The organism is Aestuariibaculum scopimerae (genome assembly GCF_059428085.1).
In genome coordinates this window covers 1,578,825-1,600,887 of record NZ_CM182089.1, presented here as the reverse complement: position 1 = coordinate 1,600,887, position 22,063 = coordinate 1,578,825, and the positions used below count along the sequence as shown (strand labels likewise).

The following is a 22,063-nucleotide window of genomic DNA, read 5'->3' as shown; positions in this document are numbered from 1 at the left end:
AAAATCTACCCGCCAATATCCTGACAATATACCGCCATCTTCACGACAGGCTTATATAATACTGAAATTCAGACAGAAAAACAGTTTTCCTCTTTTATCAATTTCAACTGCGTTTCTAAGAATGATAAACACATTAGACAAAACCAATAAAATCATGACAATTAAAATAAGCTGGTTTCCAAGCGAAAACCAATTTTTTGCAAATGAAGTCAACATAAAAATAATGACTGAAAGTATTAGCCATAAAATTTGAATGGAAACAATTTGCTTGGTCAATGGATTAAATTGCTTTTTGGCAAACATTATTACAAGTGGAATAATAATATTTGCAGGTGGGATTATAGTAAAAGGCAATGATGATAGGTTAATAACCTTAAGTAACGTCGAGTTTATTTCGGCTTGGGTTTCTTCTTTCTCAAGCAATTCATCTTCTTTTATTCCTAAAGTCCTCGCTAATAATTTTAGTGTTTGTCCTTTGGGTTCATTCCCCGATTCAATACGCTGTATGGTTCTTATAGAAATCCCTGATTTTTCAGAAAGTTCTTCCTGTGTCAAGTTAAGTTTTTCTCTGTTCTTTTTAAGTTTTGACATTCAAAGTTACTTTTCTTAAATATTGCCTAACGGTTTGTGTAAGGATAGTTGTGTTTGCAAGCAACTAACTTACTAAAAATGGAACGAACCAGAGGAAAATCTGTAGGATTTTCGTAAGTAGGCGAGCACTAGCAATGATTATACACGGCTTAGGGGCAGTTTTTATTGAATTTTTTCTCTTTTCATACTTAAATTTATAGTTAAACTCAAAAGTCCTTTGTCAATTGGTTGAAATTTTTTGTTGGTTAGAATAACGTGAGGATTTATAGTCAGTTTACCTTTGTCTCCGCTAAATCCAATAAAAGGAACGAGTCTCAAAGTCCAATTATCAAAGTCTGTATATGTTACCAATTCTGTTCCAATGGCAATTCCCATTAGGTTTATAAGTCCACTTATTTTAGGTCCAATTGTAAACTTTTCTGTATTTAGCCCTATTTCGGTTCCGATTCCATATTGAAATCCGCCACCATGTAGTCCTCCATACATTGTTTTGTTAATTCCAATATCTAGCAGGTGGAAGTTTTTCTCATTAGGTTCGCCAAAGCTGTAATTATATCCAATTCCTAAATTTAGAGATTTATAATTCGCATCATCTCTTTCTTTTTTATTTTGTCCAAATCCTAAATTTATTAATCCAATTAAAAGTAAGATTGCTATCGTAGTTTTCAATTTAGAATTCTGTTTTTAAAATGTTCTTCATTTCAGCTTGCAGGCAACGGCTACGTAAAAGATTAGTTGTGTGCCCCGTCCCGATAGCACATAATTTAACAAATATAGAACGATTAGAAAATAAGCCCACACCAACAATTGATTTTATACGGTATTGTGCTTTCGTTATTTATTGTTTATACTCCTTTTTTATGAGTTCAATTTCTAAAATCAATTACTAATTGAAATATAATTATTTATCATTTCAAGACTGCTTTCGGCTTGTTTGCGAGCATTAATTAAAATAGAGCGTTGAACAGCCCTATTTTGTTTAGTGTTTCTTAAAATTCCGATAAATTCAATATCATTAATAATATAGTTTAAATTCGATAGGTCTTCTGGTCTTTCTAAAATGCCCGTTTCTATTGGAAATCCGTATTTAATTAGATAATCACGAAACATATTTAAACTATACAATGATAGCCCTTCGTATAATAAATTGTTCATATCGGTTGAAAACGTAGAATAATAGATGGTAAGATTATTGGTCAAACTATCAGGTAACATTTCTGTTCTTGGGTGCTTATTCAATTTGTTATATCCAAAATTTACTGGCACAAAAGAAGTCACGGAATGAACTTTCGAAATATTACTCAATAATGAGTCAGCAGACATTTTTGTTGCTTTGTTAAGTAAACTATCAATATTGTTAATAAATCTTTCTTCGTACTTGATTTCCTTACTTAAATAAAGAATGTCTTGATTAAGGTCATTGCGTACTTCCTTTATAATTTGTTTTAATTCATTTTTAAAGGTTTTGTTCTCATTCCAATTATTAATTTGTAATGCAATTAAAATTCCAATAACTACAAGTACAATTTCTCCAATTGCGTATTTAAAATACTTTCCAGTTTTACCTTCGGAAAGCAAATTTTGTCTAATTTTTCTAAAGAATTTTATCATTGGCTAATGGTTTGTAGGCTCACCCATATTAGAACTGTCTAATTTTTTAAAATTTTGTTTGATTAACGATGTCGGTTTAGCTTGCAGCCAACAACCAAACAAACACACCCCTGTGTGTATCTACATTATAATTACCCTCTCAAAAATAGTCAATTTTCATTGTTGGCACTCGTTGCAAACTATCGCCAGCCAAAAAGATTACCATCTTAATAACGTTTAGTTCAAAAAATTCATCCAAAATACAATACTTAAATACACCCAAAATCCACTAAATAAGATATGGATTATGGTTTCAAATTTTTTTCCTTTCCACAAGCTCGATGCGTAACCAAAAAACTGAATAAAAAGGCGAACAGACCAGAAAAGGCCAAGCCCAAAAGACAGGGTCTTTCCTAGTTTTGTGTTAATAAGTTCATTTGTTGAAGTTAGGCAGAGTAAGCCCATGAGAAAAACCACAAAAGCAATAAAAAACGTGTGTATTGTCATCATTTGCTTGTTTATCAAACTCAATGATCTAAGGTCCTCTTGCCATTTAAAATATTTTGGAAATATAATGTGAACCAATGATAAAACGATGAGTAGAACACCAATTATCTTAAAATGAATATACATATTAACTAGGTTAAGGTTTACAATTGAATATAGACATAAATGGCGTAAACTTAGTTTCTTCAAATAACGTAAACCCAGCTTCTTTAAACGCTTTTTTCCAGCTACTGCGCGAAAAAAAGTGTGTAAAACCAATGGAGAATGCAAAAAAGTTAGGGGTATCCCGTAAATGTTCTACAGTAATAACTTTTCCATCAGATTTGCAAACTCTGTTACATTCTTTTAAAAAAGCAACTCGTTCTTTATGAGAGCGAATCTCATGCGCAGCAGAAAGAAGGAAGACCATATCTGTTGACTTATCTTCTAAAGGTATTTTGTTAGTACTTATTTGCTGTGTGTTAGGGTAAACCAAGCTAACCTTCCTAGCCCTAACTATTGCCGGTTCAGTATGTTGTTTTGCATTGTAAAAATCAAAAACCTTTAAATCGGCTTCGGGAAAATTATTCTTTAATATAAAACTCGTTTCGTCAAAACCTGCATTAATATTGGCTATTTGCTTTGGTTTTAAACTTGTTAATTCTAGCCTGTTCAGCCAATTAAAATCATAGTATCCAGAAAAATCATAAACATAAGCCGAAATTATTAAAGGCATTATCAACCCATAAATAAAAGCTCCTGAAATTATCCAGATCCATATAATTGGTAATTCTAAAAGAGCCAAGGCTGCAATTATTAATCCCCAAACAATTAGACCTATAACATAAAAATGCCTGTTAAAGCTTAAAATATTCAGAACCCCTTGAAACTTTCTTCTTTTTAATTCCATCGTTCTAATGTTCCTTTTTTCCAGTAATACGGAATATTACTTACCACAAATGCATTAGCAAGGTTTAGGCCTTTAAAGCCTTTGCTCTCAATAAAACCCACATTGGCTTTTTCTACATGCACCGGTTGGGGTTTCCAATGCTGCCTAACGCCTTCAATAATTAAAACTTCCTTTTTGTCTTCATTATAAGTAAAAGTAAACGGTAAGGGTCCAGCAAATCGCCTGGCTTCTTTCCAATTGCTAAAAGGTGACGTATCAGGTAGTTTTACATTAAGGTTGTTTAAATTAATTGTAACATCTAGAGCAGACCTTTTAGAGTAAATATTTAGGGTGCCATCTTCACTTAAATAATTAATATCTGTAGTGGTATAATTGTAATGCGTAAAGATGTTACCAAAGAAAGTCATTTTGGGTTTGTTGGTTTCAGACTTTAAAATGTATAACCCCCGTAGTCGCTTTCCTTTTTTATTTGTGTAGCGTACAAATACGCGGTACCCAATTAAAAAGAAATCGTTTCCAAGAAACTCAGGAAATCCTTTAGGCCGCAAATGCTTTGTATTAACCATAGCCAAGGCAACAAAAGCCCATTTATTATCAAAAGTATCCAGTTCTAAGCATTCCGGAATAAAATCTTGCAATACCTCTTTATCAACAGCATAAGTTAGCACAATCGAATTCTCGAAATATGTTTCTACTGCAAAAGGATGGTTTTTTAAGAAATTCATTTTACTGTTTGTAAATTTAGCTTTTTATTTAAAATAAATTCATTGTAGTAAATAAGCCCAATAAATAACAATGCGAAAAAGGCATTGAACCTACCCCAAAGCAATAAATCCGGAACCAGGATAAATTCTAAAATATTCATTATTGCCACAACGGCCATTTGAACAACTGCATTTAATTTTGATTTAAACTTTGTTAAAATCCAAACTGCCATAATAATTTCTAAAAATCCAATTAAAATTGTTACCGATTTTGAATGGTTCGTTCCTAAAATTCTTTCAACTATTTCGCTGTGTCTGGGCACCATATTTAGCACCTTACATACCAGACCATTCATAAACCAAACTAAGGCTATAAAATAAGTTACCGTGTAATGGAGGTGTTTTGTTTTAAACATTCAAAACTGTTTGGTTCAATACCTTTATTAATTGTTGATATTAGTTTTTATTTCCGTTTGTAATTTTATTTCCATTCCTTAAATCCGATCACGTCATCTCTAACTTCTTTAATCCATTTTTTTTCTAGTTATTATATTAACTATTGTAAGCTTACAGCAGCCAACAACCAAACAAACACACACCCCTGTGTGTATCTCCACTGTAACAACCCTCTCAAAAATAGTCAATTTTCATTGTTGGCACTCGCTACAAACGAGGGCCCAATGTCATTAACTTAATGACATTGAACGAGCGCCAGCAGGGAAAAAATATGTAAATGCCCTACAGTAATAACTTTTCCGTTGGACTTGCAAACCCACTTAGAAAGTTTCGTTACATAAAAAAGTCCCACCTAGGCGGGACTAAAGATTTTCATCTACGGCATATAGCCTTATTGTGATAAGATTAAAGATTAGAAATTTTAATCTGTAACAAATATATATAAAAGATTTTAATTCCAATTGTGGTTTTCCGCAATTATAATGTTTCTCTTTTTTGTTTATTTGTTTAAACTAAAAAAACATAACATGGCAAAAGTTTTAGGCTTAGATTTGGGGACCAACTCTATTGGGTGGGCAATTAGAGATACAGAATTAGAGAGTAATCAAATAATAGATACCAATGTGTTGGTCTTTCCAAAAGGAGTTGGAGAAGAAAAAGGCATTGAGTTTTCTTTAGCTTCAGAAAGGACGAAACACAGAGCCTCCCGAAAACTTTATAGGAGAAGAAAAAAAAGAAAAGCAGATTTATTAAAAATATTGATAGATTATGGTTGTTGCCCTTTGACAATTGACGAATTAAATATTTGGACTGTATATAAAAAAGGGCAAGACATGAAATACCCAACTGGGAATCATGAATTTTCAGAATGGTTAAAAATTAACCCTTATGAAGTAAGGGCCAAAGCAGTTTCCGGAAAGGTGTCAAAAATGGAATTAGGTAGAGCATTATATCATATATGTCAGCGCAGGGGCTTTAAAAGTGGACGCAAAGATGCGGATGCCGGCAAAGATTTAGAGCAATTTAAAAAGGAACAAAAGGTACTGGAACAAAATGGTTTTAAAACATTAGGTGAATATTATTATAATTTACTTAAAAAGGAACAAAAAGTTAGAAAGACCAAGTTTAGTGCAAATGATCAAGAGGTCAATTCATCCAGAATCAGTTATGTTGAAGAGTTTAATGTGTTGATGAAATCCCAAAATATTGAAAAAGATATTGCTGACCAGTTTTTTAATGCCATATTTTTTCAAAGACCCTTAAAATCACAAAAAGGAACTGTTGGAACGTGTACTTTGGAAAAGGCTAAACCACGTTGTCCTATAAGCCACCCTTTATTTGAAGAATTTAGAATGTACCAATACCTAAATTCTATTAAAGTAAAAGAACGCAATAGCGATACCTTTGTTTTTCTCTCAGAATTTCCAGAATATTACGAAATAGCATTAGATAAATTTTTCAGGGTCAGTGCAAAGAATTTTAAGTTTTCAGATATTTCTAAAGGTATTAATAATGTTGCGAAAAAAAACAATCAGTTTTTTGAATTTAATTACAATGATAAATACCCCATAGTTGGAAGTCCAACAATAAGCAGATTGATTGTTGTTTTTGATGCAAACAATTGGAACGAGTGTAAGTCAATCATTAAATCTAAATATAAAAAAGAAGATGGCAAATCAGTAAACAATTTAGTAGATGAATTATGGCATACGTTGTTTTTCTCTGGAGATTTTGTTAATGATACAACTTCGGAAAAAGTAAAAAGCTTTATTAGAAAACGATTTGATATTCCAGAGGAAAAAGTAGATTACTATGAGAGAACAAATTTAAAGCAAGGTTATTCTTCTTTGAGCAAAAAAGCTATAAACAAAATTTTACCGTTTTTAAAAGATAAAATTATTTATCCTTATGCTGTATTTTTTGCCAATATTGATACTATAATAGGTAAAGAAAAATGGAATAGGAATAAAGAATTTATTCAAGATACCATTGTGGATATTATTTCGGGTTACAAAGAGAAAACACTTAAAATTGATATTGTTAATGGGTTGGTAGGTGATTTTATCAAGATGTATGACAATTCGAATTACGATTATATTCTTGATGAAACAGACAAACAAAATGCAGAACAAAAGATAAAGGCGTTTTACGGTAAAACTCTTTGGGATCGCATGTCTGACTCCGAAAAAGAAGCTCTAAAAAATGAAATAGAATTGGTTTTTCAAAACCAATTACAAAAAAGGCGAACAGGGGGTTACTTCCTGTTAAAGCCTAGAGTTGATAAAATTATTAAGGATTTTCTACGGTCAGAGTTTAAAGTTTCAAAAGAACAAGCAGACAAGCTTTATCATCCTTCTGCTATGGAGACGTACCCCCAAAGTCAAGATGGTTTTTTAGGATTACCATTCACTAATTCCATAAAAAACCCTATGGCAATGCGTACCTTATTTTATTTACGCAAATTGGTAAACACGTTATTAAAGGAAGGCAAAATAGATCCGGACACAGAGATTATTATTGAGCTAGCAAGGGAATTGAATGATAAGAATAAACGGCTTGCTATTGAAAGATGGCAACGTGAAAGAGAAAAAGAAAATAAAAAATATAGGACATTATTAGAGGAACTTGCAAAGGACACCAATTCGGTTGTTACAGAAACAGATGTTATTAAGTATAGATTGTGCCAAGAGCAACATGGCGTTTGTTTATACACAAACAAAACCATTAATTGTGAGAAACTATTAGGTTCTAATCCTGAATTTGATATTGAGCATACCTTTCCAAGAAGCAAATCGTTTGATAATTCACTGGCCAATAAAACACTGGCCGATAAAAGCTTTAATCAAATAAAGGGTAATAGAATCCCTCAAGAATTAGAAGATAAATACAAACAACATTTTTTGTTAAATACAAAACATTGGAAAGATAAAATAGAAGACTTAAAAGAAAAGATTGAACAGCAAAAATATTTCTCAAAAGTAGCCAGTACTGTCGAACAAAAAAACAGGGCTATTCAGCAAAAGCATTATTTAAGATTAGAATTAGACTATTGGAGAGCAAAACTTTACAGATTCACTGCAACCGAAATAAAACCAAACTTCAAAAATAGCCAATTGGTTGACACGGGTATCATTACAAAATATGCTACATTATTTTTAAAATCATTATTTCAGAGGGTTTTTCCAGCTAAAGGCACTATGGTAGCCGATGTTAGAAAATCCTGGGGTTTAGACGAAAAAGACAGAAATCATCACTATCACCATGCTATTGATGCTGTTGTACTAACTTGTATGGATAAAAGCATCCGGGATAGTTTAGCAGAAGCATTCAAAGAGTCGGAAGCCAATAGATATCAAGACAAGTTTAAAATAAAAAAGCCCTGGGAAACCTTTACAGAAGATGCCAATCAATTAAAGAATTCAATAGTCGTTGTACATAATCACAAAGATACTATTCAAAAGCAAACGAAGCGTAAGTGGCGTAAACGCAATAAAATACAATATGATGAATCTGGACAAGTAATCTACCAAAAAGGACAGGGCATTAGGGGGTCATTGCACAAAGATACATTTTACGGTGCCATAGAACGAGAGAATGAAAATAGTGAAAAAGAAATTTGGTTTGTATTACGTAAACCTGTGAACAATGATTTTTTAGAGGCTGATGTGAATAAAATTGTTGACGAAGGTATTAAAAGTAGAGTCCTTAAACACGGCTTAAAAAATATAAGAACACCGGAAGGCTGGATTTTATTGCCAAGTGAAAAAGATGAAAATGGTAAGGAGATAAAAGAAATGCTTATTAAGCGTATTAGGGTAAAAACCAACAACAAGAACCTGCCAAGAATTAAGGCGCAAAGCCATGTGTCCCAAAAAAATAGAAAGCCTTATAAAGAAAGCTATTATGCAACCTTGGAAAATATTTTTGCTATGGCAATTTATGAAACTTTAAACAATAAAGGTAAAAAAGACCAGGCGTTTAAAACCATGTCAGCTTATGAATTAGCAACACATAATCAAGGAAATTCAAAATTAGAATTACCGGTAGAAGAGAACGTTGTAAAAAATCAAGGAAAAAAGAATGAAATTTTAATTCCATTATCAAAAGTACTAAGAGTAAACCAAATGGCTATTTTTTATGAAAATAATCCTGAGGAGTTAAAATCCATTAGCAAGGAAGATTTAAGTAAGAGATTGTTTAAAATCACACAGTTTGAAAGCGATGGTAGAATACAATTACGTCACCATGCACAAGGAGGGGCTGATAAAGATTTAAAGAAAGCATCTGCATTAGATTTTGATAATTCAGCACAAAAATTAAGACTTAGTTTGAGTAATGTAAAAGCCGTTTTTGAAGGGATAGATTTTACATTACATCCATCAGGAGAAATAGATTTTTTAATATAATTAAATAGCAAATAATTTCAAGTTCTTTGACATATTTTTTGCAAAAATGTCATGGTTTATAGATAGATTAAAGATTAGAAAACACGATATTTGTTCATTAAGGTCTTCATCCTTAACACGCGTTGTGGTTTGATTAAAGATTAGAAAACACGATATTATTGGATCGATTCATTTGAGAGCGTATATGGTTGTGGTTTGATTAAAGATTAGAAAACACGATATTAAAACATCCTAAATCAATGGCAAACCATAAGTTGTGGTTTGATTAAAGATTAGAAAACACGATATTCTCAATAGCCTTTTCAAGTGCATAGGTTTGTTGTGGTTTGATTAAAGATTAGAAAACACGATATTGATAGCCATGGGGAGCAAAAGACCAGTATGGTTGTGGTTTGATTAAAGATTAGAAAACACGATATTCATGTTTTTTTCATAGAACTGTCTTATCCAGTTGTGGTTTGATTAAAGATTAGAAAACACGATATTAAGCTCATATTCTAACTGTGAACAAGGTAAGTTGTGGTTTGATTAAAGATTAGAAAACACGATATTGATTTGCAATGGCGTTACTTGACCAGTTGGGTTGTGGTTTGATTAAAGATTAGAAAACACGATATTAATATGATATTCAACTAAAAAGGAAATTCAGTTGTGGTTTGATTAAAGATTAGAAAACACGATATTATTATATGTCAGGTGATTCTAGTTTTAATAGTTGTGGTTTGATTAAAGATTAGAAAACACGATATTGATGAAGCTTTGTTGGGAGGACTGCTTCCAGTTGTGGTTTGATTAAAGATTAGAAAACACGATATTGCATCAGCATCAAAAAGCACCATTGCATAGGTTGTGGTTTGATTAAAGATTAGAAAACACGATATTGGATCAGTAACATAAGCTTCTTTCCAATAGGTTGTGGTTTGATTAAAGATTAGAAAACACGATATTACATTCTTATCTGGGGGAAAGTTCCCACCAGTTGTGGTTTGATTAAAGATTAGAAAACACGATATTTCCATTGGGAATATCTCCTTGTCATTGCTAGTTGTGGTTTGATTAAAGATTAGAAAACACGATATTAATGCAGCTGCTAATTGAACAGCACCCAGAGTTGTGGTTTGATTAAAGATTAGAAAACACGATATTAATACAGGAGGTGGTTCTGGCGATGTTACAGTTGTGGTTTGATTAAAGATTAGAAAACACGATATTAAAGCCTAAAGAAGTACTTCGTAAAGCATAGTTGTGGTTTGATTAAAGATTAGAAAACACGATATTTAAATCATTCACACTATCCATTATATCAGCGTTGTGGTTTGATTAAAGATTAGAAAACACGATATTCATACTATCCATTTGGGATACAAGTGCATAGTTGTGGTTTGATTAAAGATTAGAAAACACGATATTCATACTATCCATTTGGGATACAAGTGCATAGTTGTGGTTTGATTAAAGATTAGAAAACACGATATTCCGTGGAGCCTATGAAGCGATGGCATCAGGGTTGTGGTTTGATTAAAGATTAGAAAACACGATATTCATGTGTAGCCTTCCCTAAAAATAAGACAGCATAAAATTCAAATTTACTAATTTTAAATTTTAAACTGTCAGATGAAAAAAAGTAGATTTACCGAGAGTCAGATTATCAAGGTCTTGAAGGAAAACGAACAAGGTCGTGCCGTAGGTGATATAGCACGAGAATTAGGTATCGACAAGAGTACCATTTATTATTGGCGCAAAAGGTACGGAGGTATGGAAACGAGCCAATTAAAACGCTTAAAAGAGTTGGAGGAAGAAAACCGCAAGCTCAAGCAGATGTACGCAGATGCTAGCTTGGATAACCAAATGCTTAAGGATATATTGTCAAAAAAGTTCTAAGGCCTTCCGACAAGAAGCACAGGGCGGTTTATTTAATCAAGGAATATCAGGTATCTATACAAAGGGCCTGTGGTGTTGTGGATTTAACCCGTTCAATGTGGTATTACCAAACCAAGCGTGATGACCGTGAAGTAATCGACAAACTCTCTGAATTGGCTTCGGAACTTCCAACCAGAGGATTTGATGAGTATTACAAACGGATTCGTCGCGAAGGCCATAGGTGGAACAGAAAACGTGTACTACGAGTATATAGGCAAATGAAACTTAAACTGAGACGTAAACACAAAAAGCGTATAACGGGCAGGGTGAAACACCCTTTGGAAGCACCTGAGTCATTAAACATGGTTTGGAGCATGGATTTCATGTCTGATACACTTTCCGATGGAAGAAAGGTACGGATACTGAACATTATGGACGACTGTAATCGCGAGGTATTGGCCATAGATCCAGGATTGAATTATCCGGCTAGAAAGGTAGTAGAAACCCTAGAACAGTTAGAAGAAGAGATTGGCCTGCCACAAACAATTCGTTGTGACAATGGACCTGAATTTATATCCAAAACCTTAAACGCTTGGTGCAAGCGAAAACGAGTAGAAATACGGTTCACCCAGCCAGGTAAACCTATGCAAAACGGATATATAGAACGATTGAATAGATTTTATAGAGAGGATATACTGGATGCGTATTGGTTTAACGATTTGCACCAATTAAGAACATTAAGCAATCAATGGATGGAAGATTATAATAGTAATCATCCACACCAATCACTAGGGAACAAGTCTCCTAGAGAATATAAACCTAGATTCGGTGAAGAATTCTTCATCGAATCTGATGATATTAATGAAAATTTGTTGAATTTAGTAGTGTCTTAATTTGGGTAAGGCTACACATGCTACTTGCGTAGTTGCTCCACTGTAGTTGTGGTTTGATTAAAGATTAGAAAACACGATATTGTTCCGGATTTTATTTGTGTTAATGTGTCAGTTGTGGTTTGATTAAAGATTAGAAAACACGATATTACGCAACAATTAGCAGTAGACGGCACCAAAGTTGTGGTTTGATTAAAGATTAGAAAACACGATATTTAAGCCACATATCCTTCTTCAGGTGTCACGGTTGTGGTTTGATTAAAGATTAGAAAACACGATATTGCAAGATTGCCTATTGAATTTTCACAATAGTTGTGGTTTGATTAAAGATTAGAAAACACGATATTGCTGCGTGGGATGATTATATGCGTTTTGCAGTTGTGGTTTGATTAAAGATTAGAAAACACGATATTCAATTCAGAGTTTATTTGTGCTGGTATCAAGTTGTGGTTTGATTAAAGATTAGAAAACACGATATTGGTTCGTCGGGAGATTATACTCGTTCTGCAGTTGTGGTTTGATTAAAGATTAGAAAACACGATATTTAATAATACTGGCAATAGTATAGAGCATCCGTTGTGGTTTGATTAAAGATTAGAAAACACGATATTCGTAAAAAACAAATGACATGATAATATATAGTTGTGGTTTGATTAAAGATTAGAAAACACGATATTGCAATGCGGTGAACTAAATGTACCCAAAAGTTGTGGTTTGATTAAAGATTAGAAAACACGATATTCCGATTTAACAGAAAACCCCAATACATCAGTTGTGGTTTGATTAAAGATTAGAAAACACGATATTACGATAGCGGCTAATTCATCAGGGGTTTTAGTTGTGGTTTGATTAAAGATTAGAAAACACGATATTAGTTAGTTTGTTAACTTCTGGTATTGAACATATTGAGCAATAATATCGTTTTAAAAAATGCTTCTTTTTTGTACTGATAACACAAGATTGAGGCATTTTTTATTTTGTAAGCTTTGGTTAAAATAACTCCAATTGCACTGGTTGGGGTTCTTTTGGAACTTCAGAGCGTCCCCAAAAATTCATGATGTTACCAAATTGTTTGTCGGTTATTCTTAAAACACTTACTTTTCCTAAAGGTGGCAATAACTTTTTTATACGTCTTTCGTGAACATCGGCACTTTCACTACTGGCACAATGCCGCATATAAACCGAGTATTGCATCATGGTAAAGCCGTCTTTCATAATATTTTTTCTAAAACCAGAAGCATTCCTACGATCTTTGGCCGTATCGGTGGGTAAATCAAAAAATACAAATAACCACATAATTCGATACCCATTTAATTCCATAATTGTGGATACTTAATTTTCTTGCGGTTACCGGTAAAACATTGTTGTAAAGAGCTTGCCGTTTTTTGTAAGGCAACCATCAACGGACTTTTTTCATTTTTAAAATATACCGTCCTGGTCAGGATGGAAAGAAGTTCAACTTTTATTTCGGTAGTAAGTTCCTGGTCATCGTAGTTTTTAATAATGTGATATACTATTTCATCTACAACTGGTCTAAAAGGTTCCATAATATCATCTGCTAATGCAAATGCATTGTATTTGCTTTTGTGGTGAATACCTAAGGTATTTAACAGTCCGCTTCCGGATAAAGCCCTAGCAGTTGCAGCTCTTAAAATGGCGTAACCATAGTTTAAAAAATTATTGGGGTAATCACCATACCGCTCTCTTTTAAAATCCATATCAAAAAAAGACTTCCAATAAAAATTGGCAGCCACAGCTTCCATATTGGAAGTGTCGCCACTTAACACTTTACTGGCAAGGTATTCGAACTTGTTTTTAGATTTGGTTATAATTTCTAATAAGATGCCTTGATTTTTAATTTTTTCAATAACAGTTTGTTGCCACAACTGTTTTTTTAAAGGTACACTGGCTTCTATTTGGCATTTAAACAGTTCTTGCTGTATGTGATGGCTATTAAGATTTAGAAGCATGCCGTTTGGTAGATGTTTTTCATCACAAATAATGCAGGCACAATTATTTTTTATCAGCTTATTTATTGTTGGAACACTTATATATATTTCATTGTTATCAATTACAATGTATCCAATGTCTTCTATTGGAATTGTTCTGTTTTGTTGTTCAGAAACTATAACAAGCTGTTCATTCTTTGTGGTGATGGAACATTTGTTTGTAAATAAAAGGGTTTTTTTAATCACCCGGCTTATGCTTATGGGGTTTTAGCCCAGGATGTTTTGGTTTGGTTTCTGGTCTAACCCGTCTTCTCTTATCAGGTGTTCCATTTTCTTTTCTAGGTTTTGGTCCCGGTTTAATTGCTTGAATTGTGTTCATGTTTTGATATATTTAAATTTGTTTTTTGATTTTACCTTTTTATATACGTTTTATTCCCATTAGAATTAATATAATACTTCCCGCCTCTTGGCCCTGTATGTATCACTCTGCTTGATGAACTTCTGGACGTTGAGTAAGTGGGTTTAGAAAATGTTGAGTTTGTGGTATATTTTCGTTTCGTAGTGGAATAGGTGGAGTTACTACGGTTGCTCCTTTCCCTGGCTGTTTTTTCCTTATGCTGTTCTACAGTAAGCAATTGCATATTGCTTGGATCATCCGTACCGCCCTCTGACAAAGGTTTTATATGGTCAATCTCATAACCTTCTGGTACGTCATCGTAACCTAATGATTTTAAAAACGCTTGTTTATTGGCTTCGCTTCTTTTTACCATGGGCTTACCTGTAGTGGAATAGTATTGATTATAATAATATTCGGTATTACCTACTTTATAGGTTTCCTGGGAAAATGAAAGTGTACTGATAAACAAAGCTAAGATTAATGGTAAAATATATTTTTTCATATACTTTATTATAAATGAATTAAACCTGCAAGTGTCTTTAAGACCTTGTAGGTTTTGTTAAACGGAAACATTAACATTTTATTTAACAGACTACAGGGTTTTTCAAAACCCTGCAGGTCGGTAACCCAAAGTTATCAACAACTCCAATTTAATTTGTCTCCTTTGTCCGAGTTATTTCTCCATTGTAATGGTTGCAGGTTGCTTAAATGGTCACTTCCACCATTAGAGACAGGGTTTATATGATCTATTTCCCATCCGTAATCAGAATCTCTGTTGCCATGTTCTAACCATTTCATGAATTTTCCACATTTGTCATGTCTCCATGTATCTGATGAATAACCTGGGATTATTCTTCCTTTTTCCCATACGTCTTTTTTTTCTTGAAGAGTCCAACTGCCTCCATTTCTATTAGTGTTTGGTTTTCTACTCATTATTAAATTCTTTTAAAATTAAAGCCCAAACATACACAACCAGAAAATCAAAACCTTGCATGTTCCCGCAAGGTCCTTGAAGAAAATTAAATAAATCCTTTTTGAATGGCCTGGGCTACCAATTGTACAGGTGTTTTTGCTTTAAAGAAAATCTTAAGCTTTCCAAGCCTATCTTGAATACTGCGTAAACTACTGGCTGGGTAATTCATTTTTTTTAAATGCTCTGCTATTTCTTCTTGTTTTAAACCTTTAGATAATAATTTCATGATAATAATATCACATTCATCCAATTCTAAAATACTGTCTGAGTTGTGGAGTAATTGTTGTAAATTTTGTGAGATGTATGTTTTGTCTATATATGCGTCACGGAGTGCTTTTTCTATTTCATTATAGTCTTTGCGCTCTTTTCCAACAAAACCATTTATTTTATAATGCTCAAATAACTGCTTGATCTTACCAACACGGTGTTCTACAGAATACACAATAATTTTTAAATCGGGGTGCACATCTTTAGCAGCCTGTATTAAATCCTCACCACATTTTAAATTAACATTTTTATGATCCTCTTTAAAACTAAGGTCGGTTATCAATACATCATACGGTTCCTGTTTTTGCAAAGCTGCTTTAATGCGTAACAGCGCATCATCACAATAATAAGTAGAGTCAATAATGGGGATGGATAAATGCTGGAGTGTTCTTTCTAATCCAGAACTTGTTATTCCATGATCTTCTGCAATTAGTATTTTTCTAAACATAATATGGTTTTTAAAAAAGCAGTCTGGCTTTAAAACCTTTTCCTACTTCCGATTCAAAAGTAAACTTTCCGCCTATATTACGCATGCGGGTTTCCACATTGCGGAGTCCATTTGTTTTTATATTACGTATTTCGCAACCAATACCATCATCTGTATAGATCAATTCATTTTTACCCCAACGACTTTTAATAACAATGGTTATTTGTTTGGCTTGGGCATGTTTTTTTGTATTAATTAGCAGCTCCTGCACACTCCTATATAGTGCACTTTTAACTTGTTTAGATACTTTATGCCACGGAAATGTATTTAAAGAACTTGTAATAACCGATACGTTTTCTGAGTTATATTGTATAATAAGGTCTTTTAAACTTTTGGAAAAATTGGTGATATCCACATCACTAATTTGTATAGAAATATCCCGTGAACGTAAATAAAGTTCATTTAAAAACTTTAATAATTTCTTTTTGGGCGTTACAGGTGCATGTATGGTGTTGTCTATAAAAGTCATGATACTTGCTATATCATTAGCAAACTCATCATGGACTTTTTTAGAAAGGCGTGTTTCCGTTTCATAAGTAGCTACTTCTCTAGCACGCTTCTTTTGCTGGTTTTTATAATAAATAACAAATATACCTCCCATAGTAAGTATTGTTATAACCACAAGAAAAATTGTGTATTGTTGTTGTTTAGCTAATGAAACTTTATGTGTGTTCTCTCTTTCCCGCTCTACATTATATTTCATCAAGGCATAGGTATTCTCTTGTTTTTGCTTTACTAGGGCCATACTATCACGCAACGTTTTGTACTGCATTACTAGTGGGTTATTATCAATATTTATCAAAAGTGCCAATGCATCCTCTCTATAAGTAGCACTGTTTACCTTTTTTGCAATGTTAAAAGCTTCATTAGCGTAGGTTCGTGCAGTATCATATTGTTTTCTATCCATATAGTAAACGGCAAGGGTATGATTACTGGAATATAAACCTGCTAAGTCCTCTGCTTCAGTTCTTATTTGAAAAGCTTTGTTTATATGTCCTAATGCTTCAGGATTATAAATTTTTGATTGATTAAATCCCAGATTATTTAAAATTAAAGCGGTTTGAAGTAAGTGGTTTTCTTGTTTGCTCTTTTTAAGTGCATATAATAAATGCTTTATGGCAAGAGGATATTTTGTTTGTTGCGAGTAAACTTTAGCAATATTATTAATAATTAATATGCTGTCATTTGTTTTTGTTGCTAGCTTAAGTGCATAATTATAATATTCCAAAGCATTGTCATGAAAGTGTAATTCTTTATAAACCAACCCCAGGTGATTGTATATGGCATACTTTGCTTCTGTAGTATTGGATGCTATGGGTAACTTATCTAAAAGTTTCAGGGCTTGTATAGCAGATAATTCGCTTTCATTTATCAATCCCAATTCAAATTGCCCTATAGCCATCAATCGCAGGGCTTGAATAGCAGCTATAGTATCCCTCTTTTTTAAACTGGTATCAATATGTTTATTGTAAAAGGTAAAAGCATCCTTAATTTTATTGCTGTTGCTATGGTTTATAATAATATCGTAGTAATATGCTGAGCTGTCAATAACAGTTTGAGCATGTAGACCTAAAGAAAACAAATATCCATAAACAAAGAAAAAAGGGAATAAAATATGTTTTTTCATTCCCCTAAAGTATTAAAAAATAACGTTCAATTTTTAGCCACCGCCACCAGGAGGAGGAGGTGGTGGTGGGATATGTCCATCATCACCACAACATTCTTCATCGTCGCCACTCATAATATCAGAAAGACTGGTCGAAGTACAGGATTGAAACGCTAAATTCAAAAGCAAAACAAATAATAAATGGTAAAGTTTCATTGAATTAAAAATTTTTGATTAGTAAAAAGGGAGGCCGTTCAGAGATGATCTGAATGCTTTGCGCACAGGCTTCCCATGCTAAATTTTGGTACTCAATGACTTTAGGAAGAGGAAAGAAGAGAAGGGCTTTTAGGTTACTTCCTTTTAACTTATTACCCTTCTCTTGCATGTTCCCGCAAGAGTCAAAACTTGCGTTTCGTTATATTAGCTAAACATAACTTGAACTGTTCGGGGACAAAGGAACTGGTTATGGCCAAAATAATATTAAACATGGATTGTACATCTTTTGTACATTTGTTCTTGCTCCAATGTTCATGATTTTTAAAAATTGATAATCAGCATATTATGGAGAAAACTACTCAGAAAAGTATTTCTATTGAAAAAGGCATATTAGTGCAGAAATTAATGGAAGAGGTATTTGAAAAGGCGAAAAGAGAGTCAGGAAAGGACACAAACAATGGACTTGCTGAATATTTAAATAGAACGTTTAATGATAAGTTTAATACATTAACATTTAGAAGATATCATCGAGCCTATATATTAAAGACAGGTAGAAAACGTGTTCCAAATGCATATACACTAAACACTCTTGTTAAGTATGTAGAATGTGAAGATTGGAAAGATTTTGCCAGGAAACATCTAGATAAGGTGGGAAAAGATGAATTGAGAGAGCTACTGGCCAAACTAGAAATAAAGTTTAAAAAGTATAAAAATATTTGTATAACTGTTATTGCGCTTTTATCTGTAGGAGTCATTATGGGAAGCTTAAAGTTATCTGAAAAAAAGTGCATGATATGGGTAGAAGATCATTATGAAAAGACCTATTGCACAGGTGGATCCGAACGTACCAAAAATGAAGAAACCCTTCAAAAATTAAAAAAGATTGATATCACAACCCGAACCAGTCATAAAGGTCTTTGGTATGACAAACACGACAACAATTATGAGTTTTTCACATTTCATGGTACCCACCCCGTTAATGGCAGAACTTTAAAACCTGTTACTGAGTATATTTTTGATAAAGTGCTGTCTGGAAATTTGCAATAAAAAGCGTTATGTCCTAGACACAAAACAAAAACATTATTGGCAAGGCAAACACCTTACTACCATGGCCTATACCCACCCCCTATACACGGGAAACATCGTCCCATATATATGGGAGACACCCGCCCCTATATATGGGCGATACCGGGAAGCGTATGGGCTTGGTTTATGGCATAAAAAAAGCCCTTTGTTTCCAAAGGGCTTTGGGTGGGTGCTTACCGGGCTTACAATACGGTAAGGACGCGCGATAGGCTACCGCTCTTGACATCTACATTGCCTTTAAGCAGGCTGCGGACTTCCATGCGGTATTCCCCCGCCAGCAGGCCTGCTGGCGTTAAAAAGATCAGTTCCGAAGGTTTGTTGCGCAACAGCTTGCTGTCTACACGCGTGGCCGTTCCTGTGCTGGTCTCTACAAAAAATATACCCTGCAGGGGGTCGGCCTCATCAAACTTTAGGATACTGCCCGTAATGCGGGCCCCACCGCCGGGGGTTAGGATATTATCCTGGGTCTCGGACGTGTTGTCGTAAAAATGCTTGGGCAGGGGCGTACGCTCCCTGGTCGCTACTTTTTTTACGCTAATGGTGGGTGCCACGGCACTCAATCGGGTGCCGGTATTAATATTGATATTAATCTTGTGGCGCCCCGCATTGTAACTGTCCTCCTCCGATGTAAACACCCCACTAATACTGGAGGTGATGTTCATCAGCTCGGTATTAATGCCATGCCCTTGCTGTAAATTGAGAATGAGCACTTTTAGGAACTCCTCTATATTGGCCTTGGCCTCGGCTTTGGTAACGGTGGACCCCTCTCGGGTCATTTGATCGATAATACTATCCAGATTTACCGTAATTTCATTGCTGCTTATTGCCATGTAATCGTCCGGGTCTGGAGTCATATTATTGGGAATCAAATAATAGGTTAAAGCCATACTATTTGGTTTTAAGGTCTGCCTTGTCGGCAGACAGGTTAAACATAGCCACTGACCTGCTTTACTTCCCACAGTGGTTTTGGGAATTTTTGGTCGCTGTTCGCTGTTGCAGTCGTAGTGGACTTGACTTGCCTGTAAACTGCGACCGAAACTGTTAACTCGTAACTCAAAAAACCCACAGCCTGCAAAAGCTATTTTCCCTCAAATTATAATAACTCCGATTTTGTTTTATGTATCGTTACAGGCTGGGGTTGTTTTTTTCTGTTTAGTTGTTTGTTGCTGTTTAGTTGTTGCTTGCTGTTTAGTTGTTTGTTGTATAGTTGGTTAGTTGTTGCTTACTCTTGCGTGTTTACTGTTGCTTGTTAAACTCCCCGGATTGCTGTTGCACAGCAATCGTCCCCTCTTCGGAAAAGAAGAGGGGAGCCAGATTCGTCTGGCTTTTTAATTTCGTCTGAGTAAGTAAAACTTTGAACTCATAACCCTGCCTGCGGCAGGCAGGTCTGAACTTGTTAAAACAGAGATTCTTCGCTCGCAAGCTCACTCTGAATGACATTGTCCTAATTCATAATTCATAATTTTTAAAGTCTTTTCACTTTTCACTTTTAGTTTTTCACTTTTATCATGTTGGATGTTTTTTCATATTTTAAGTTTTAGTAGTTAATGGTTGCTTTTATTATTATTTGTTTCATTACTTTTTTCCATTGATGAAAAAAGTAACCAAAAAAATCTAGGCTGATTTTTAATTCCTTGAAAATCCGCTCCAAGGCTCTATCATGCGCGTTGCAACCGCTACGCTAGGCAACGCTCCACGGCCACCGCTTCGCCTTGAACCCGATTTTACTACGGAATTAAAAATAGGCCGTTTACCTGCCTAATGGTCTTTTCTTTTTTTCAATGAACATTTCTTTCTTCTTTTTTCTTCGCTCATGCTAGCCGAATGTTTTTCTTTAATCAGCCTGCACTCAGCTCCTCCCTTTTTTCAAAGGGAGGTGGCCCACGCCCTAAGCGTGGGACGGAGGGTTAAACCCAACCATCAACAAAAATCAATCGTATTGTCAATCGTAAATATCTGTTCTGATTTGTAACGACTTGGCGAATATCTATCTATTCTCCGGACTGTATCTACAGGGTATCACCACCCCGTTTAAATTTATTTTTTTGGATAAGGTGTTCGCATAAAAAAAGAGGCGATCGCCTCTTTTTTTATTTATTTTTATTGATCCAAGTCATCAAAATACCGTTGTATGCTTCCCTTTATTTTATCGGTCAGCCGTATCGGGTCGTCGCCCCGCTTTCGCATGTCGGAGCTGACATCGTGGATCTCCTCCGGCTTCATGTTTTTAACGTGAATAAACTTTAGGAAATGCGTGGTCACATCTATCTTGGTCATATCGCCAAACAGCTTATAGCAATAAGCACCCAGCACCCACTCCTTAAAATCGAGCTTGGTTCTAACCCAGGGTATTTTATTAACCTGTAGCGGGGCTTCTGCACTGCCGTTAGGATCTAATGTCGCAATCTGCACCTTTAGGGCCTCTATCATGCGTTCGTAGGCCAATAGGGTGGCCAGGATGTTATCGCTGCCCGTGGTAAGGCCAGGGATGCTGAACAGGCAATAGGGCCCCGCGTTTAGGCAGGGGGTGTTGTTCTCGGTATTTAAATAGATGGTCTCCAGGGTGGTGTCGCTGCGCTTGTAGGCGCGGTACAGGTCCTGGTGGGTGTTTATATAGTCCTGCCTTTTCTGGATTTCCCTGCTCAGGTACTTGATCTGCTTTTTTACCGTGCCCAAGGGCAGGTTTATCTGTACGGTATAGTGCTCGCGGTAAAAGATCCAGTGGCCCAGCACCTGGGGCAGTTGCTCCTTGCGGAAGGCCCGTATGTCGTTCTTGGCGGTAAAGTCGGCCCCTAGCGCCATGGCCTGTATCTGGCACAGGTACTTTTGGCTGCACTGGGCGCCCTGTTCGCATTGTTCCAGTAGGTCTGGGGTGTTGGTCTGTATTGTTTTTATCTCTGCTTCGAATTGTTCAAAGGTTTGATTCATTGGTATTATATTTTTTTATGTTTTAAACTTGTTTTTTTTCATCTTGTTTGCTATTTGTTCTTTAGGGTTAATCATATTTTAGGCCCTTTTAGGGCTACGCTTTGTTTTTAATAAATGTATTTCGAGTGGTGTTGGTTTTAGCTGCTGTTTTGGTATGTCATGGTTTTTTGTTTTGATAATTTATTTTCTTTTTTCATAGTTGTTAGTACTCTTTACAAACGAGCACTGGCGAAGAGTTTGAGAGTTATTTGAGGAGTTTTC

19 protein-coding genes and 2 CRISPR repeat arrays are annotated in these 22,063 nt (G+C 34.7%); of the genes, 3 read left to right on the top strand and 16 right to left on the bottom strand.

The annotated features are described in order from the left end of the window. Window positions 1-51: 51 nt before the first annotated feature. From AC5SR4_RS06960 to AC5SR4_RS06935, 6 genes are all read right to left on the bottom strand, one after another. The gene (locus AC5SR4_RS06960; protein ID WP_495358815.1) at window positions 52-591 is read right to left on the bottom strand and encodes a helix-turn-helix domain-containing protein; all 540 of its coding nucleotides are present in this window, start codon (window positions 589-591) and stop codon (window positions 52-54) included. A 162-nt stretch (window positions 592-753) separates the two neighbouring features. Then, window positions 754-1,260 (bottom strand): hypothetical protein, encoded by a 507-nt coding sequence (locus tag AC5SR4_RS06955; protein WP_495358814.1) that lies wholly within the window; start codon window positions 1,258-1,260, stop codon window positions 754-756. Window positions 1,261-1,470: 210 nt separating this feature from the next. Continuing rightward, entirely contained in the window at window positions 1,471-2,202 is a 732-nt protein-coding gene (locus AC5SR4_RS06950; RefSeq protein WP_495358813.1) for a DUF6090 family protein, read from the bottom strand. 622 nt (window positions 2,203-2,824) lie between these two features. After that, window positions 2,825-3,577 (bottom strand): class I SAM-dependent methyltransferase, encoded by a 753-nt coding sequence (locus AC5SR4_RS06945; RefSeq protein ID WP_495358812.1) that lies wholly within the window; start codon window positions 3,575-3,577, stop codon window positions 2,825-2,827. Continuing rightward, entirely contained in the window at window positions 3,568-4,302 is a 735-nt protein-coding gene (locus AC5SR4_RS06940; protein WP_495358811.1) for a DUF2071 domain-containing protein, read from the bottom strand. Before AC5SR4_RS06940 ends, AC5SR4_RS06945 begins: the two co-directional genes overlap by 10 nt. After that, window positions 4,299-4,697: a DoxX-like family protein gene (locus AC5SR4_RS06935; RefSeq protein WP_495358810.1), complete on the bottom strand. Its 399-nt coding sequence runs from the start codon at window positions 4,695-4,697 to the stop codon at window positions 4,299-4,301. Before AC5SR4_RS06935 ends, AC5SR4_RS06940 begins: the two co-directional genes overlap by 4 nt. A gap of 567 nt (window positions 4,698-5,264) precedes the next feature. On the opposite strand from AC5SR4_RS06935, the gene cas9 reads away from it, so the two are divergent. Together cas9 and AC5SR4_RS06925 are read left to right on the top strand one after the other, a co-directional pair. Beyond that, on the top strand, window positions 5,265-9,143 hold the full coding sequence (gene cas9 / locus AC5SR4_RS06930; protein WP_495358809.1) for a type II CRISPR RNA-guided endonuclease Cas9: 3,879 nt from the start codon (window positions 5,265-5,267) through the stop codon (window positions 9,141-9,143). Window positions 9,144-9,197: 54 nt separating this feature from the next. Then, window positions 9,198-10,685: a CRISPR direct-repeat array (repeat unit 37 nt; unit sequence AGTTGTGGTTTGATTAAAGATTAGAAAACACGATATT). Window positions 10,686-10,757: 72 nt separating this feature from the next. Then, window positions 10,758-11,896 (top strand): IS3 family transposase gene (locus AC5SR4_RS06925; RefSeq protein ID WP_495355978.1). Its coding sequence is split into 2 segments (ribosomal slippage): window positions 10,758-11,019 and window positions 11,019-11,896, totalling 1,140 coding nucleotides; the frame shifts between segments, so codons are not numbered across the junction. Window positions 11,897-11,939: 43 nt separating this feature from the next. Continuing rightward, window positions 11,940-12,766: direct repeats of the CRISPR family, unit length 37 nt; unit sequence AGTTGTGGTTTGATTAAAGATTAGAAAACACGATATT. Between the two features lie 117 nt (window positions 12,767-12,883). Here the strand turns inward: AC5SR4_RS06925 and cas2 are convergent. The 8 genes from cas2 to AC5SR4_RS06885 form a co-directional block, all read right to left on the bottom strand. Continuing rightward, window positions 12,884-13,189 carry a CRISPR-associated endonuclease Cas2 gene (gene cas2, locus AC5SR4_RS06920; protein WP_495358808.1) on the bottom strand — a complete coding sequence of 102 codons (306 nt, stop codon included), beginning with the start codon at window positions 13,187-13,189 and terminating at the stop codon, window positions 12,884-12,886. Between the two features lie 14 nt (window positions 13,190-13,203). Continuing rightward, on the bottom strand, window positions 13,204-14,088 hold the full coding sequence (cas1, locus tag AC5SR4_RS06915) for a type II CRISPR-associated endonuclease Cas1 (RefSeq protein ID WP_495358807.1): 885 nt from the start codon (window positions 14,086-14,088) through the stop codon (window positions 13,204-13,206). Next, window positions 14,081-14,221, bottom strand: coding sequence for a hypothetical protein (locus AC5SR4_RS06910; RefSeq protein ID WP_495358806.1), 141 nt, complete (start codon window positions 14,219-14,221; stop codon window positions 14,081-14,083). The genes cas1 and AC5SR4_RS06910 overlap by 8 nt, the downstream gene beginning before the upstream one ends. 31 nt (window positions 14,222-14,252) lie before the next feature. After that, entirely contained in the window at window positions 14,253-14,741 is a 489-nt protein-coding gene (locus AC5SR4_RS06905; protein WP_495358805.1) for an HNH endonuclease signature motif containing protein, read from the bottom strand. 134 nt (window positions 14,742-14,875) lie between these two features. Further along, window positions 14,876-15,172 carry an HNH endonuclease signature motif containing protein gene (locus AC5SR4_RS06900; protein WP_495358804.1) on the bottom strand — a complete coding sequence of 99 codons (297 nt, stop codon included), beginning with the start codon at window positions 15,170-15,172 and terminating at the stop codon, window positions 14,876-14,878. 86 nt (window positions 15,173-15,258) lie between these two features. Next, complete coding sequence (locus AC5SR4_RS06895; protein ID WP_495358803.1) at window positions 15,259-15,927, bottom strand: response regulator; 669 nt, start codon at window positions 15,925-15,927, stop codon at window positions 15,259-15,261. A gap of 10 nt (window positions 15,928-15,937) precedes the next feature. Further along, a complete protein-coding gene (locus AC5SR4_RS06890; RefSeq protein ID WP_495358802.1) occupies window positions 15,938-17,593 on the bottom strand; it encodes a tetratricopeptide repeat-containing sensor histidine kinase in 1,656 nt (551 codons plus the stop codon). A 33-nt stretch (window positions 17,594-17,626) separates the two neighbouring features. Beyond that, on the bottom strand, window positions 17,627-17,788 hold the full coding sequence (locus AC5SR4_RS06885; protein WP_495358801.1) for a hypothetical protein: 162 nt from the start codon (window positions 17,786-17,788) through the stop codon (window positions 17,627-17,629). 345 nt (window positions 17,789-18,133) lie between these two features. Between AC5SR4_RS06885 and AC5SR4_RS06880 the strand changes: the two genes are divergently transcribed. Then, window positions 18,134-18,835, top strand: coding sequence for a hypothetical protein (locus AC5SR4_RS06880; RefSeq protein ID WP_495358800.1), 702 nt, complete (start codon window positions 18,134-18,136; stop codon window positions 18,833-18,835). Between the two features lie 221 nt (window positions 18,836-19,056). Here the strand turns inward: AC5SR4_RS06880 and AC5SR4_RS06875 are convergent, their stop codons facing one another. Both AC5SR4_RS06875 and AC5SR4_RS06870 read right to left on the bottom strand, forming a co-directional pair. After that, a complete protein-coding gene (locus AC5SR4_RS06875; RefSeq protein WP_495358799.1) occupies window positions 19,057-19,761 on the bottom strand; it encodes a DNA-binding domain-containing protein in 705 nt (234 codons plus the stop codon). A gap of 1,213 nt (window positions 19,762-20,974) precedes the next feature. Continuing rightward, a complete protein-coding gene (locus AC5SR4_RS06870; protein ID WP_495358798.1) occupies window positions 20,975-21,802 on the bottom strand; it encodes an RteC domain-containing protein in 828 nt (275 codons plus the stop codon). Between the last annotated feature and the right edge of the window lie 261 nt (window positions 21,803-22,063).

Bases quoted from the DNA above. Each gene is read 5' to 3' on its own strand.
- AC5SR4_RS06960 (WP_495358815.1), bottom strand. From the start codon at position 591: ATGTCAAAACTTAAAAAGAACAGAGAAAAACTTAACTTGACACAGGAA.
- AC5SR4_RS06950 (WP_495358813.1), bottom strand. From the start codon at position 2,202: ATGATAAAATTCTTTAGAAAAATTAGACAAAATTTGCTTTCCGAAGGT.
- AC5SR4_RS06945 (WP_495358812.1), bottom strand. From the start codon at position 3,577: ATGGAATTAAAAAGAAGAAAGTTTCAAGGGGTTCTGAATATTTTAAGC.
- AC5SR4_RS06940 (WP_495358811.1), bottom strand. From the start codon at position 4,302: ATGAATTTCTTAAAAAACCATCCTTTTGCAGTAGAAACATATTTCGAG.
- AC5SR4_RS06935 (WP_495358810.1), bottom strand. From the start codon at position 4,697: ATGTTTAAAACAAAACACCTCCATTACACGGTAACTTATTTTATAGCC.
- cas9 (WP_495358809.1), top strand. From the start codon at position 5,265: ATGGCAAAAGTTTTAGGCTTAGATTTGGGGACCAACTCTATTGGGTGG.
- cas2 (WP_495358808.1), bottom strand. From the start codon at position 13,189: ATGTGGTTATTTGTATTTTTTGATTTACCCACCGATACGGCCAAAGAT.
- AC5SR4_RS06910 (WP_495358806.1), bottom strand. From the start codon at position 14,221: ATGAACACAATTCAAGCAATTAAACCGGGACCAAAACCTAGAAAAGAA.
- AC5SR4_RS06905 (WP_495358805.1), bottom strand. From the start codon at position 14,741: ATGAAAAAATATATTTTACCATTAATCTTAGCTTTGTTTATCAGTACA.
- AC5SR4_RS06900 (WP_495358804.1), bottom strand. From the start codon at position 15,172: ATGAGTAGAAAACCAAACACTAATAGAAATGGAGGCAGTTGGACTCTT.
- AC5SR4_RS06895 (WP_495358803.1), bottom strand. From the start codon at position 15,927: ATGTTTAGAAAAATACTAATTGCAGAAGATCATGGAATAACAAGTTCT.
- AC5SR4_RS06890 (WP_495358802.1), bottom strand. From the start codon at position 17,593: ATGAAAAAACATATTTTATTCCCTTTTTTCTTTGTTTATGGATATTTG.
- AC5SR4_RS06885 (WP_495358801.1), bottom strand. From the start codon at position 17,788: ATGAAACTTTACCATTTATTATTTGTTTTGCTTTTGAATTTAGCGTTT.
- AC5SR4_RS06880 (WP_495358800.1), top strand. From the start codon at position 18,134: ATGGAGAAAACTACTCAGAAAAGTATTTCTATTGAAAAAGGCATATTA.
- AC5SR4_RS06875 (WP_495358799.1), bottom strand. From the start codon at position 19,761: ATGGCTTTAACCTATTATTTGATTCCCAATAATATGACTCCAGACCCG.
- AC5SR4_RS06870 (WP_495358798.1), bottom strand. From the start codon at position 21,802: ATGAATCAAACCTTTGAACAATTCGAAGCAGAGATAAAAACAATACAG.